At 57.1% G+C, this 13625-nt stretch carries 11 protein-coding genes; 4 read left to right on the forward strand and 7 right to left on the reverse strand.

The features are described from left to right. The first annotated feature begins 157 nt into the window (after window positions 1-157). Entirely contained in the window at window positions 158-1453 is a 1296-nt protein-coding gene (gene glyA, locus ACR0B7_RS03105; protein ID WP_170484708.1) for a serine hydroxymethyltransferase, read from the forward strand. Window positions 1454-1505: 52 nt separating this feature from the next. Here the strand turns inward: glyA and ACR0B7_RS03110 are convergent, their stop codons facing one another. Further along, on the reverse strand, window positions 1506-1880 hold the full coding sequence (locus tag ACR0B7_RS03110) for a hypothetical protein (protein WP_170484706.1): 375 nt from the start codon (window positions 1878-1880) through the stop codon (window positions 1506-1508). Between the two features lie 49 nt (window positions 1881-1929). Here ACR0B7_RS03110 and ACR0B7_RS03115 point away from each other — a divergent pair, with 49 nt between their 5' ends. Continuing rightward, complete coding sequence (locus ACR0B7_RS03115; protein ID WP_480680983.1) at window positions 1930-2730, forward strand: alpha/beta fold hydrolase; 801 nt, start codon at window positions 1930-1932, stop codon at window positions 2728-2730. A 27-nt stretch (window positions 2731-2757) separates the two neighbouring features. On the opposite strand, the gene ACR0B7_RS03120 is transcribed toward ACR0B7_RS03115, so the two are convergent. From ACR0B7_RS03120 to ACR0B7_RS03140, 5 genes are all read right to left on the reverse strand, one after another. Then, on the reverse strand, window positions 2758-3135 hold the full coding sequence (locus ACR0B7_RS03120; RefSeq protein WP_480680880.1) for a rhodanese-like domain-containing protein: 378 nt from the start codon (window positions 3133-3135) through the stop codon (window positions 2758-2760). 80 nt (window positions 3136-3215) lie between these two features. Then, a complete protein-coding gene (locus ACR0B7_RS03125; RefSeq protein ID WP_170484702.1) occupies window positions 3216-4568 on the reverse strand; it encodes an HlyD family type I secretion periplasmic adaptor subunit in 1353 nt (450 codons plus the stop codon). Then, window positions 4565-6802: a type I secretion system permease/ATPase gene (locus ACR0B7_RS03130; RefSeq protein WP_170484700.1), complete on the reverse strand. Its 2238-nt coding sequence runs from the start codon at window positions 6800-6802 to the stop codon at window positions 4565-4567. Before ACR0B7_RS03130 ends, ACR0B7_RS03125 begins: the two co-directional genes overlap by 4 nt. 37 nt (window positions 6803-6839) lie before the next feature. Then, on the reverse strand, window positions 6840-8777 hold the full coding sequence (locus tag ACR0B7_RS03135; protein ID WP_170484699.1) for a type I secretion protein: 1938 nt from the start codon (window positions 8775-8777) through the stop codon (window positions 6840-6842). A gap of 141 nt (window positions 8778-8918) precedes the next feature. Continuing rightward, window positions 8919-11315: an MSCRAMM family protein gene (locus ACR0B7_RS03140; protein ID WP_170484697.1), complete on the reverse strand. Its 2397-nt coding sequence runs from the start codon at window positions 11313-11315 to the stop codon at window positions 8919-8921. A 601-nt stretch (window positions 11316-11916) separates the two neighbouring features. Between ACR0B7_RS03140 and ACR0B7_RS03145 the strand changes: the two genes are divergently transcribed. Together ACR0B7_RS03145 and ACR0B7_RS03150 are read left to right on the forward strand one after the other, a co-directional pair. Then, window positions 11917-12669, forward strand: a complete 753-nt coding sequence (locus ACR0B7_RS03145) for a response regulator transcription factor (protein ID WP_170484695.1) — start codon at window positions 11917-11919, stop codon at window positions 12667-12669. Beyond that, window positions 12662-13159 carry a hypothetical protein gene (locus ACR0B7_RS03150; RefSeq protein ID WP_170484693.1) on the forward strand — a complete coding sequence of 166 codons (498 nt, stop codon included), beginning with the start codon at window positions 12662-12664 and terminating at the stop codon, window positions 13157-13159. Before ACR0B7_RS03145 ends, ACR0B7_RS03150 begins: the two co-directional genes overlap by 8 nt. A gap of 31 nt (window positions 13160-13190) precedes the next feature. Here the strand turns inward: ACR0B7_RS03150 and ACR0B7_RS03155 are convergent, their stop codons facing one another. After that, window positions 13191-13364, reverse strand: a complete 174-nt coding sequence (locus ACR0B7_RS03155; protein ID WP_170484690.1) for a hypothetical protein — start codon at window positions 13362-13364, stop codon at window positions 13191-13193. Window positions 13365-13625 lie beyond the last annotated feature (261 nt).

Raw genomic sequence — 13625 nt, forward strand, 5'->3', positions numbered from 1 at the left:
TTCCGGTCTTGCACATTTGGTTCCGAAACAAGCATACCTTTCCCCGATAGGCCAGACTTGACGCCGCAGCAGGCCAATTCGTCGCTTTAAGCCTTTTGCCCCTGATCGGTTTCCGATAGGAAATCCGCAAGAATTACCCCCAGCATGTGGAGCCCCCATGAACGCCAATCTTCGTGATACCGGATTTTTCACCCAGTCACTTGCGGACCGTGACCCAGAGCTGTTCAGCTCGATCACGTCCGAGCTGGGCCGTCAGCGCGACGAGATCGAGCTGATCGCATCTGAAAACATCGTCTCTGCCGCCGTGATGGAGGCGCAGGGCTCGGTGATGACCAACAAATACGCCGAAGGCTATCCGGGTCGTCGCTACTATGGCGGTTGCCAATTCGTCGACATCGCCGAGAATCTGGCCATTGACCGCGCCAAGCAGCTGTTCGGCTGTGAGTTCGCCAACGTCCAGCCTAACTCGGGGTCGCAGGCCAACCAAGGTGTGTTTCAGGCGCTGATCCAGCCCGGCGACACCATTCTGGGGATGAGCCTGGACGCAGGTGGTCACCTGACACACGGTGCAAAACCCAACCAATCGGGCAAATGGTTCAACGCCGTTCAGTACGGCGTGCGCCAGCAGGACAACATGCTGGACTACGATCAGGTCGAGTCGCTGGCGAAAGAGCACCAGCCCAAGCTGATCATCGCCGGTGGCTCGGCCATCCCGCGCCAGATCGACTTTGCCCGTATGCGTGAGATTGCCGATATGGTCGGCGCTTACCTGCACGTGGACATGGCGCATTTTGCCGGTCTGGTTGCGGCGGGTGAGCACCCCAGCCCCTTCCCACACGCGCACGTCGCGACCACCACCACGCACAAGACCCTGCGCGGTCCGCGCGGCGGCATGATCCTGACCAATGATGAGGCGATCGCCAAGAAGGTGAACTCGGCCATCTTCCCCGGCATTCAGGGTGGACCGCTGATGCATGTCATCGCTGGCAAAGCCGTTGCGTTCGGAGAGGCCCTGCGCCCCGAGTTCAAGACCTACATCCAGAACGTGGTCAACAACGCTCAGGCACTGTCGGATCAACTGATCAAGGGCGGTCTGGATACCGTGACCCACGGGACCGACACCCACGTCGTTCTGGTCGACCTGCGGCCAAAAGGTGTGAAGGGCAACGCGACAGAAAAGGCTCTGGGCCGGGCACATATCACCTGCAACAAGAACGGTGTGCCGTTTGACCCGGAAAAGCCGACTATCACCAGCGGTATCCGTCTGGGCTCGCCCGCCGGAACCACCCGCGGCATTGGCGAGACTGAATTCCGCCAGATCGCAGACTGGATCATCGAAGTGGTCGACGGTCTGGCCGCCAATGGCGAAGACGGAAACGGTGAAGTCGAAGCCAAGGTCAAGGCCGAAGTGGCCGAGCTTTGCGCCCGCTTCCCGATCTATCCGAACCTTTAAGTCTGTTCAAATTCAGACAGTTAAACGGCGCCCACAGGGCGCCGTTTTTTTGTCAGATCAGCCCCTGCCACCGCAGAAATACCAACATCAGAACAGTCAAAACCAGCAAGTTGAACGCCAGACTACTCAGCATCCCCAGAAACCACCCCATGCGCCGGTCAGCCAGATTGATCCCGCTTAGATGTTTTTGCACTTCTTCCGATGCCTGAGCCAGCTTTGGCGTGTCCAGAACCAGCCTGAGCTTGGGGTGGGCGGCCATCTGCTCGGCTCGGGCCAATAGCAACGCTTGTTTGTAGATGCCTCGGGGAAGCTGGCGCTTCGCCTTTCTGACCGACTCGGTCAGCGTCTTACCGCGCACACCCAACTTGTCACGCAACAGTTGCACGGTTTGCGCGATCTGAGTTTGAATGTCGGGGGTCTTCGGCATAAGGCGGTCTCCTGATGCGGCACTCTATCCCGGCTGCACAGATGCGACAATGGGGCTGGTCGTTTCAAATCGCGGCGGGTATCACACGGTCATGCTGAACACGATTGTACATGGCGAACCCACCGAAAACCCACCGCTTCTTATCGCGCATGGGCTTTACGGCTCGGCCCGGAACTGGGGCGTCATCGCCCGGCGTCTGTCCGATGAACGGCAGGTTGTTGCCGTCGACATGCGCAACCACGCGAACAGCTTTTGGACCGAACAGCACGACTATCCCCACATGGCAGATGATCTGGCCGAGGTAATCAGGCAATTCGGTGGACAGGCAGACGTCGTCGGACATTCGATGGGTGGCAAAGCAGCAATGACCCTGGCCCTGTTGCATGGTGAATTGGTGCGCAAGCTGGTGGTCGCGGATATTGCTCCTGTCACCTACACGCATAGCCAGATCCAATTCATCGAGGCAATGCGCGCGGTCGACCTGTCCAAGGTCGAACGCCGCTCGGACGCGGAACAGCAGTTGGCGGACCAAGGTGTTGAAAAAACACTGCAGAGTTTCTTTACACAATCCTTAGATATCAAGGGGCAGCGCTGGCTTCTTAATCTGGATGTCTTGGCGTCTGAAATACCAAAGATCATGAGTTTTCCCGAACTGAACGCATGCTGGACAGGGCAGACCTTGTTCTTGTCGGGTGGCAGTTCGGACTATGTGCTTCCGGAACACCGAGACAGAATTCGCACGCTGTTTCCAGCCGCGCGCTTTGCCAAAATACCCGGAGCAGGACACTGGCTGCACGCTGAAAAACCCCGCGAATTCGAGGCTGCGGTCAGAACTTTCCTAAATGCTTAGATCGCCCAACGAAGGACGGCTTTGCGCCTAACTTTCAGAGGTTTTGCCCCCGGCATTCACCCAGTCGGACAAGCCACCAAGGTTATACACCTGATCATAGCCCATGTCCTTTAGCAGCTTTCCCGCAAGGGCTGCGCGCCCGCCTGATGCGCAATACAGTACGATCGGGCGGTCCTTTTTCAGTTCGGGGTCATAAGACTGAAGCGCATCATCGGCGCGAAATTCAAGCATTCCGCGCGGAATATGATGTGCCCCGCTTGCGCGACCTGTATTCTGGACTTCCACCGCGTCTCGGACATCAAGCAACAGGCCGCCCTGCTCTAGCAGGTCTTGTGCCTTTAGCCTGTCGATACGTTCGACCACAGCATTTGCGGCTTGCATCATTTCCTTCACGGTTGCGGGCATGGTTAAGTCTCCTGCTGACAATGACAGGATGCTAACATGCAAAAACTGGAAGGTGTAGGTTGATCGCCCTTGGTAGGCAATCAATGTTCCCGGAAAGCGCGCGACATGCTGTCTGTCACTGGTTTCGCAATATAGGCCGCAAAAGTGCGTTCTTCGGTCTGGATCATGATCTCGGCCGGCATCCCCGGCGTGGGAATAAAGCCGCGCACCCTTTCGATTTCTTCCGGCTCAAGCGATATGCGCGCAAGATACACCTCTTGCGGGGAACCAGAGGAATCCTCGACCAGCGCATCGGCTGAAATATAGAAAACCTCACCACTCAACACCGGCGTCGTGCGCTGGTTGAGCGCAACAAGGCGCACCGTGGCATCCTGACCGGTGACGACGCTGTCAATCTCTGTGCGGGGGATTTGCGCCTCGATAATCAGCGGAGCGTCTGCTGGCAGGATTTCCGCGATGGGCTCACCTGTTTCGATCACACCGCCGGGCGTATGATAGTGCAGGCGAACAACCGTTCCCGTGACCGGAGCCCGCACAACGGCGCGATCCAGAACACTGCGGGCCTGACGCGCCTTTTCGCGGACACTTTCCAGATCGGCTTCGATCACACCCAATTCATCCAGCGCGGCCTCGCGATAGGCAGATCGCGTGCGGGTGATTTGCTCGTCATATTTCAGCAGCATCTGGTTGATCTCGGCCGTTTCTGCCGCCAGCCGCGCTTGTTGGCCATCGGCCTCGGCTTGTACCCTGCGGATCGTGTTCAAGTCACCCTTGCGCACCAGCCCCTTTTCAAACAGCGCCTGCTTGGTCTCATATTCTTCCTGAAGAATTTCCGAGCGCCGCTTCATGCTGGCAAGCTGAGCTTCAAAGCCGCTGGACCGAATTTTCAGGGCCTCCATATTACGTTCCAGAAGGGCGATGTCGTTCAGCAGAGTTTTGCGGGACACGTCAAAACTGATGCGTTGGCCATCTAGGATCGTCATCACCTCAACATCGTCCGTGGCAGCCAGCAATCCCTGCGAGAATTCAAGCCGGTCGCTTTCGTTGTATTCGGCCTGCAAACGCTCGGTCATGGCCTGCAGGCGGATTTTTCGGATGAACAACTCGCGCTCGTTGGCTTCGGCCGAGGTCTGATCAAGCGTCATCAGCACTTGACCCGCCTTCACGGACTGGCCCTCGATCACCTTGATGTCCTCGATAATGCCCCCTTCTAGGTGCTGCACGATCTTGTTGCGACCCGTCGCGACAAAGCTACCCTGCGCGATCACCGCAGCAGCCAGAGGCGCGCGGAAAGACCAGACGCCGAACCCGCCGAAACACAGGACCAACAAGACAAAACCAATCACGATCAGCCGGTTGATGGATCGCGGAACCTCGGCATACCAGACGGTTGGATCCTTGGGGTCGTTGTTGATTGCAACTAGATCGTTCATTGTCCGTCCCCCTTCTGTCCAGCGATGCCTTGCTGATTGCGCGGTCCGTTCAGTTGTTGCAGCACCTGTTCGCGCTGCCCAAACAGGGCCACGCGGCCATCGGTCAGCAGCATGATCTTGTCGACCGCGTTCAGCAGTGTCGGCTTTTGCGTGATGACGACAACGGTGATCTTGCTTTCCTTGGCTTGGGCAATCGCCCGCGCCAACGCCTGATCCCCGGCGACATCCAGATTCGAGTTCGGCTCATCCAGAACAACCATCCTTGGGTTGCCGAAAAAGGCCCGCGCCAGGGCGATGCGCTGTTTTTGACCTCCTGATAATGGCGATCCGTCCGCAGCGACGACGGTCTCATACCCTTGTGGCAGCGTGGCGATCATGTTGTGGACATCTGCAAGAACCGCCGCGTCGTGGATCTGGTCGTCCGTCGCGTCATCACGCATCCGTCCTATGTTATCCTTGATCGTGCCGGGGAACAGTTGAACGTCCTGCGGCAGATAGCCGATGCTTTCGCCAAACTGCCGTGGGTCCCAATTGCGAATGTCCATCAGGTCCAGCCGCACGCTCCCCGAGGTTGGCAGGATGGACCCGACCAGCGTTTTACCCAAGGTCGTCTTGCCCGCACCGGAATTACCAATGATGGCCAAGGTCTCACCGGGGCTAAGAGAGAAACTGATCCCGTTCAGAACAACCCGTTTGGTCCCGCCGGGTACGTAAAGCAAACGCTCGACATCCAGCCGCCCCTCGGGGCGCGGTAAGCGCAGCTTTTCAAACTGCAGCGCCGAATTGGACAGCAGATTGCTGATGCGACCATAAGCGCCGCGGGTCAACAGGAAGCCATTCCACCCCTCGATCGAGCCTTCAATCGGGGCAAAAGCACGCCCTGCGATGATCGAGGCCGCGATGACCATACCGCCCGTGATCTCACCCTGCAGGGCAAGAAACGCCCCCCACCCCAGAATTGCGATCTGGGTCAGCAAACGCACCGCCCGCGAGATTGCGGCGAAAATGACGTTGCGGTCCTGCGCGCGCACCTGCCACGTCAGCGATTGTGCCGTGTCCCGTCCCCAAATCCGCACGGCCTCGGGGATCATGGCCAGCGCATTGATGATCTGACTGTTGCGCGCCATCGAATCCAGATGCTGGTTTGCCATCGACTGCGCCTTGTTCGCCTCGGCAAACGGTTTGGCGGTCATGCGCTGGTTTATCAGGGCAATCACCATCAACAGCAGAGCCGTCGCGATAACGATCGTGCCCAACTGGGGATGTACGAGGAAAATCATCAGGATGAACAGCGGGGCGAACGGCACATCCAAAAAGGAAATCAGAGTTCCTGACACAAGAAACCCTCTTACCTGCTGCAAATCACCCAATGTCTGATATTCGCGCCCGGTCCCATGCAGCGATGCATGCGCCGCCGCACTCAGGATCGGTGCCCCAAGGCGTGCGTTGACCTCGACCGCCGTGCGCATCAGCATGAACCGACGCACAGCATCAAAGGCCGATTGAAAGATCACTGCCCCGGCGACTATCGCCGTCAGCATGATCAACGTATCCAACGAACGGCTGGTCAGCACGCGGTCACTGATCTGGAACAGGTAGATCGGGATGGCCAGGATCAGGATATTTGTCGCGCAGGTCAGTACCAGAACGAAAGCCAGGTTCCGCCAGATTGCGCGGAGTGACGTGCGGAGCGTGTTTTTGAAGTCCTCGGGCGGGGTACGCTTGTGAAAAGTCTGGGGTGGCCCATTTCCGCCGCCGCCACCTCCGTTTCGGAGCAGCAACGGCTGGTTTGCCTTGGCCTCGATTGTGGTACCTATGGCTTCACCGCCTAGCGAGCGCGACGAGGGGGGTGTTCGTGCGGTCGAGTCTCTGGCGGTCTCAGGATCGGGACCTTTGGCATCGGCCACCCCAGCGCCACGACCCTTCTTACATTCGTCTTGCTTGGGTTGTGGCTGAACGCGCCGGGGGGAAGGTGCGGCGCGCTCTGGAGGTTCCGTGTTCGCGCGGTGCCGCACAAAGCAAGCGGCTGTCGCGCTGATGTCGTCCTTTTCAACTGTTTTTGGTCTGGCTTCTTGGGTCTTCTTCAACCGCATCGCTTCGGTCAGACGCAAACCGGCCATCTTTGCCGGTTTGTGTACTGGCCCGTCGTGTGACGGCTTTTCTTGGCCAACCACGCCTTGACCAACCAACGAGTTGGCAAACGGGGTACGGCGCGACGAAAATAAAATCGACATACTCAAACTTTCGGGTCACTCGTAAATAAAAAGGGGCTTATGCTAGCATGCTCTGCATACCATCATCCAAACTGGCCGCCTCGGACGGCGTCAGTTTGTTTTGACCGGGTGCAAGATCGGAATTCCCCGGTCCGTTTGTTTCCTCCATAAGAAAAGCTATGGCTTCGTTGGCGATCTCTTCGGCCAGATCATCGTCGGGTGAGTCGATCAGGCTGGCCTGATGCAGCAGCACATCAGAGTACTCTCCCTCTGCCGCCATGACGACAGAGTCGACGCCGATCTTTGAAACGCTGGCCGCGTTCAGCAGTGCATTCCCACCGCCCAATGCAGATGCTTCGGCGCCTTTGACCCCTTTCTGATGAATGTCATCCTGATCCTGCAACAGCGTGACTTGTGCAATCACGTTTGCCTGAACCAGATCACCTTCGATCTTGAGAACACGGAGCTGCTCCATCCCGGCGTATTCAGGATCGTTCAGCAAAGCATCTTCAAGCGCTTCGGTATCCATTTCCTGCAGCGGCAGGACATCAGCCAAGTTCTGAGACAGCTCTTCGTGCGAGTCTTCGCCCGTCGTGTTCAGCGACACCTGGTTCATGACCAGATTGTCCTCTGCCTCGTCCGGGACACCTCCGGTGACGACGTCGTCATCCATCAGCACGATGGTTTGGTGCACCATGTCCACCGAAACCATGTTTCCACCAACCAGTATCAAATCGTAGAAATTGCCAAGCTGAACAATGTTGGTCACGTTGACCATATCGTTGTCTCCCAGCACGTACATGCTGGTCGATGCCGAAATCTCGGTCGAGATGTGGTCTATGTCGGTGGCGTCGATTACCTGCTTGACGAAATTGGTGACAAACAGATCACCGCTTATCCAGCTAATCACGACAAGAGGGTCTTGGCCCGCAGGCGCTACGTTGTCCTCAAGCCAGGGCGCTTCGTGGGCTTCCACGCCGATTTGCGACGATTGGTAAACCTTTGTCTCGCCCTGCGCGCCCGGCTCACCCTCGTCAACATCAGACACAACAGCAACCTGACTGACGACGGTCAGGTCATAGGACTTGCCACCAACGGCGATGACAGGCGCGTCGACCCAGCCTACGGTGATTGCGACTTGGTTGATCGCAAGGTTACCGCCAGCGATCACCGTGTGGCCGTCGCCGAATTCGTCATCGTCTGACCTGTCCCATTCGTCAGGAAACAGGTCAGGCTGGTCGCTGCCTTCGTCCTCTGCCGTCTGATGGTGTTCTGGCAGAAGGTCTTTCCATTCCGGCAGTTCCTCTATCCGCTCGCCATTGACGATGAGACCCAAGGCTTCGTCGCCGTGGAATTGATGAACCGTGGCCCCTTCGACCTCGACGACCTTCGCCGATTTCATCTGCTCGGCCAACGCCTCTAGCTTTTCAACCGACTGGTAATCCGCCATGTCCATTGACGGCACCGGCATCGCGTGCAGGGACTGGGCCACTTCCAGCATTTCGCGGCCTTGCTCCATCAGGACTTCGGCACCCCGAAAGTCGCCATGCCCAATCGTATCGTTGTCGCTGAGGTTCAGTGTTTGGAAAGTATAGGTTACCGCAGAACCGATCAGGTCGGGCACCAACTCGGGAACGAGGATGACCATCTCGAAGGAGGTTGAGAAAATCTGACCTTCTGGAATAGCGTCATCAGGGCCAGTCGGCGGCTCTTGGAAAATCGCTGGGTCAGATGCCGGAGCCCCGGGAACAATGGGAAGCGAACCCTCATTTGCAGGGGCTTGGAACTTGAAAGGAAGTGCGTCGTATTTTCCGGGATCCAGCTTGAGATCCGCCTTCACCTTGATAACTTTACCTTCTTCAAGCTCATCCAAATCCTGTTTGCGCCTTAGCGCTGCAAATTCCTCATACTGGTCACGCAATCTGGCCTGTTCACTGGTAAGCTCAAAGGTTCCGATAAAATGCGCAATCGTTTCACTAATACTGTCTAACGACATAACGTTTTCCTTTCCCCATCCGGCCAATAATTTCCGTTTTGGGATAAGCTGGGCCGAGGCCGCCTAAAGCGGCCTCGACGTTTTCTTTCAGCGGGTCAGGGTCATAATCTCTGGCACCCTGACCTTTGCCGTGTCAGCGAGTTACGCGTCGGTGTCGTCGCTGGAGTAGCTGGAGGTCATCGACCCGCCGACCATTGTCGTATCGACCGAGTTGCCAAGCACGTTGGCACCCATGACGATGGACTGGTTGAAGGCCGACGTATCAACAACGGCTGCGGCCGAAGCGTAGGACTCGCCGGTCACAATTCCGTCTCCGGCATTGTTCGAGCCCCACATTCCAGCGTTTCCGCCAGAACCGCCAGCGCCCGAGTTGGCACCAGATGCGTCGCCGCCGTTCACCATTGCGCCCGAAATCGCGCCGTTGGTGGCAGATCCCATGGCGTCACCGCTGGTTCCTCCGTTACCCGCGCCGGCACCACCGCCGCCGCCGATACCCGACATCGCCGAACCGGTCGCGCTGCCCGCGCCAGTCGAGGTGGCGTCATTGTCGGACATCGCATCGCCGCCGTATCCAGCAATGGCACTTGCCAGACTATCGGCTGTTCCGTCGGTATCAGACACCGAGAACAGACCGGAATCGCCGCCCGCGCCAGCAGTGTTCATGGCGTCAGCAGACCCGCCTCCGGTTCCGGTAGACGTTGCGTCCTGCTGGATCGCGCCTCCGCCACCACCGAAGCCGTCGGCGGTTGACGAACCGCTTCCCGACCCTTTGGCAGAACCGTTGGTGTTGTTGCCGCCACCTGCGCCGCCATCGCCGCTGGTGTTCTGAGGCGTGCTGGCCGTGCCATTCACGTCACCCGGAGATTGCGTGATGTTCGGACCAGTGGTCGCCTGATCACCAACACCCTGAGCACCGGACTGCGCGCCGGCCGTTCCGCCGGTTCCTGTTCCACCGGTGCCGTCACCGCCTGAACCGAAACCACCAGTTCCGTCGCCACCCGAGCCGAACGCGCCATTGCCGTCACCGCCCGAACCGAACGCGCCAGCACCTTCGCCACCCGTTGCAGGGTTGCCGCCGTTGGTGTCGCCGCCGCCATTACCGGCGCCCGCTTGACCCGCGTTCAGGCCAACCAGACCGTTCTGCTGGTTCAGCGCGGCCAGAGCAGCATCAACCTGACCAGAGGTTCCGCCGTTGGCTTCACCGCCAGTGCCTTCGCCGCCGGTGGCTTCACCGCCGGTGCCTTCGCCACCGGTGCCTTCAGCACCAGTACCTTCAGCGCCGTTACCCTGAGCACCGTCGCCGTTGCCGCCATCGGCGTCTGCGTCGCTGCCAGCCAAGCTACCAGCAAGGCCAAGCCCGACATTTCCTGCCGCAGCATCATTGGCCTCGGTGTCGCTGCTGCCGCCGTTTACCGCGATCGCGCCAGTGTCTGCGTCACCGCTGCCACCGTTGGCACCATTCGCGTCAGAGTCATTGCCAGCCAGCCCGGCACCAAGTGCGTTCGCGTCCGAGTCGTTGTTTCCGCCAGAGGACGAACCGTCATTGTCGGCATTCGACAGACCCAGACCCAGACCCAGACCAATAGAGCCCGCGTTTCCGCCTTCTCCTGCGGTGCTGGTGCCATCCGAATCTGCGCTTCCGTCATTGTCCGCGCTTGAATCGGCGTCGGCTTGGCCACCATCGCCTGCTGTGCTGCTACCGTTTGAGTCAGCACCAGACAGCCCGACACCCAGACCGAAATTGGTGGCGTCTCCGGTCGCGCCGCCGTTTCCGCCGCTGCCGGTACCGTCTGCATCACCGGTGTGGCCGCCAAATGCCAGTGCCGCACCACCATGAGTGTCGCCATCGGCCTGTCCACCATCAGCTGTACCGCCGTCACCAGAGTTGCCTCCGTCTGTGTGCGAACCGATACCTTCATCAGCAGTAGCCTTGCCGCCCCGAGCGTTTCCGCTTTGATCAAAGCGTCCGTCGTTGGACACTTCGGCAGTCTCCAGATAGTCGTCGTCGCTCAGATTGACGAGCTGATTGTTGATCGACGACATGTCATTGCCGGGACCATCCAAGCTGATATCCAGATTCAGATCGTCACCCGGGTCATAGTCCAGATCGTTGCCGACAGTGATGACATCACCGAATTCCGAGCCGTTCGCATCGATGTCCACGACATCGTCATCACGGGGAATCCACTCACCTCCGCCGAAATCAATATTGACGGAATTGGAGTTGTCGTTGTTACCGTTGACTTGCGCCTGACCTTGGCCCTGTTGCTGACCCTGTCCTTGGTCCTGGCCCTGGCCTTGATCCTGACCTTGCCCTTGATCCTGGCCCTGGCCGTTTTCAACTAACGTAGCCTGGGCCTGACCTTGATCCTGACCCTGACCCTGATCGTTATCCACGTCAGTGTCCTGTGCGTTCAAATCCGCATCGATATACGCTTCATCAACTTGAAGATCGGCGTCAATCGGTGCGTGTACGCTACCGACATTTACTTCTTCGATGTCGGTCACACTGTTATGCGTTTGATGACGTCTAGACATATCAAATTCCACTTTTTGAGCGCCCTGACCGTCATTCATCTACAAAACGGTTACTGGCGCGGTTAAATTTTGATCTGAGCACCCAAACGCGAAACGCGCTTGCGTGCGGTATGGATTTCTGATTTTTCCTCCCACCCTCCTTTCTCGGCCCAGCCGACACAGCACCTGCGATGGAAAATTGTGAAAATGCACGATTCGCAGGCACATCAGGAAAATTGACTTCAAAAATTGAAGCAAACTCATGATCGCAGGAGGAAAGCAGCCTGAATAGCTAGCCGTAAGCACTAGAACGAACAGTCGGCTGTTATTATTGCGATAAATTGCTTGACGGCAGAACAATGGGAAAGACGGCACAATATGGCCGGATAAAACTGCCAGTTTAGGAAACGCAGTAATTTCCTCTACTTATGCGGGAAAGACGGCAATTGACCTAGCTAAAAGTACTAGAACCTAAACCTTTGGAATCACGCAATGTTGATGAAACTTGCACTTTTCGCTATAGTCTCGCGCTTATACACGTTAATATTCTATTAATTCTGCTCTTCGCGTTTTGTTTACTGTTTGGCCGCTTTAGCGGCGTTGGTTTTTAAAGGGGGGAATAATGAGCATTCCGTTTGAGGATAGTGCTGTTCAAGACAATTTTCGCGCTGAAGAATTCTCTATCAATTTCGTCGGCAAAGAACTGTTCTACTCAAACCAGACCTTAAAGGAAGTAGAGAACGAATTCGGCGTCGCCACGCACCGAATTGAAACCATCGCTTCGCTTCCTATCTGGAATTTTCCCGATACAGGGACTGGCAGAGTAGTGATCGTTGATCAGATGATAATGGATGACTTGCTGTCCCGTCCAAAGACATACAGGGACTGCGCCGGACCCGGCAGCCTGGCTTTTGCTTATCGCAAAGAGGATGCCGCGCGCTTTCTGTTTGAAAACTGGGACCGCAACCGGCACGGCGACATCGGCTATTTACCGATGAATGTTGCGCCAGATGTATGGCGATCAATCCTGCGCCTTTTATTGCACGAAGAATTCTACATGCCGTGTTTCCTGGCAGACAGCCTGGCGGCGCAGGACAAATCGCCTACGCGGACGAGTCCAGCGTCCCCTCCGACCGAACCTGCGCCGCACCCGGTCTATTCCAAGCTCACTCCGCGGGAAAAGCAGGTGTTGCAGTTGGTTTCTCAGGGTCAAAGCAACAAAATCATTGCGTCCAACCTTGGCATTACCGAGCACACCGTAAAGCTCCATATACACAACGTGGTCGGCAAGATCGGCGTGAGCAACAGAACAGCGGCCGCCCAGTTCTTTTTTGAAGTCGCGCCCGGAGAAGCGCAGGAAATGGCCGTTGACTGATGATTTTGAAACCCGGTTTGACCGCCTGATCCTGCTGGTCGGTCGGTTAAACTATATGTGGACCAACACAGAGAGCTTGTTGATCCACCTGATCGCAGGGTTAAGCGGAACCAACAAGGACGTGGCGGTCATTATTTTTCTGACCCTGAATACGACACGCGCCCGGATCGACCTGGTGGAACGGTTGGCCAAAATGGAGGGCCGCTCCGCTGATATTCGCGATCCCATTCTTGAACACACGCAGCGGCTGGCCAAACTTTCAGGCGTTCGGAACAAATATAACCACTGCATCTATTCTTTTGACCCTGACAGCGGGAATCCCAAAACTATTTTGATGAGGATTTCCGACAGGAAAACCGATATTAAACTTGGTCGCGAAGACACCGTTGATGCCTCGGCAATGCAAGATATCGAGGGAATTGTCGATCAGCTCTCGGTTCTAAATCGGGACCTATGGCACCTGATCGGCAAGTTGGGATTTCCGATCTGAACTGTTGTGCGCGACTGTCGCTTGTTCCGCGCTAGTGAGGATGAGGGACGAGCACGCGACGCTCTGACCGCCCTCCGACAGCGACCACGCTGACCAGAACAACACTACAAAACGCCGATATGCCGAGCAGAACACCGCCCAAGGCCGTCATTCCCCCGATCAGCGCCATCACAAACAGCAGCAACAGAAACTGTCTTGCATTCATATCAGTTTCCCCTTTGTTGTTCATTCCTCACGACTGAGTAAATAGGTCATGCGCTTATCCAAGCCGTGTGGAAACGCGCCAAATTGTTGTGAATCCCAGTCATTTGGTTTTTGACAGAAACCCTGTGCGCAATCGCTGATGGGGAGAACCTTGCACTAGCGCAACAGCGCTCAAACGTGTTTTTCCGCGAAAGCAAGCCAACCCCGCCGAATAATGGCGCGTCGGCACACGCTTCTGGCATCAATTCGCAAGCGAAAACGC

The organism is Ruegeria sp. BB6 (assembly GCF_056539385.1).

Bases quoted from the DNA above. Each gene is read 5' to 3' on its own strand.
- glyA (WP_170484708.1), top strand. From the start codon at position 158: ATGAACGCCAATCTTCGTGATACCGGATTTTTCACCCAGTCACTTGCG.
- ACR0B7_RS03130 (WP_170484700.1), bottom strand. From the start codon at position 6,802: ATGTCGATTTTATTTTCGTCGCGCCGTACCCCGTTTGCCAACTCGTTG.
- ACR0B7_RS03140 (WP_170484697.1), bottom strand. From the start codon at position 11,315: ATGTCTAGACGTCATCAAACGCATAACAGTGTGACCGACATCGAAGAA.
- ACR0B7_RS03125 (WP_170484702.1), bottom strand. From the start codon at position 4,568: ATGAACGATCTAGTTGCAATCAACAACGACCCCAAGGATCCAACCGTC.
- ACR0B7_RS03145 (WP_170484695.1), top strand. From the start codon at position 11,917: ATGAGCATTCCGTTTGAGGATAGTGCTGTTCAAGACAATTTTCGCGCT.
- ACR0B7_RS03155 (WP_170484690.1), bottom strand. From the start codon at position 13,364: ATGAATGCAAGACAGTTTCTGTTGCTGCTGTTTGTGATGGCGCTGATC.
- ACR0B7_RS03110 (WP_170484706.1), bottom strand. From the start codon at position 1,880: ATGCCGAAGACCCCCGACATTCAAACTCAGATCGCGCAAACCGTGCAA.
- ACR0B7_RS03135 (WP_170484699.1), bottom strand. From the start codon at position 8,777: ATGTCGTTAGACAGTATTAGTGAAACGATTGCGCATTTTATCGGAACC.
- ACR0B7_RS03120 (WP_480680880.1), bottom strand. From the start codon at position 3,135: ATGCCCGCAACCGTGAAGGAAATGATGCAAGCCGCAAATGCTGTGGTC.
- ACR0B7_RS03115 (WP_480680983.1), top strand. From the start codon at position 1,930: ATGGGGCTGGTCGTTTCAAATCGCGGCGGGTATCACACGGTCATGCTG.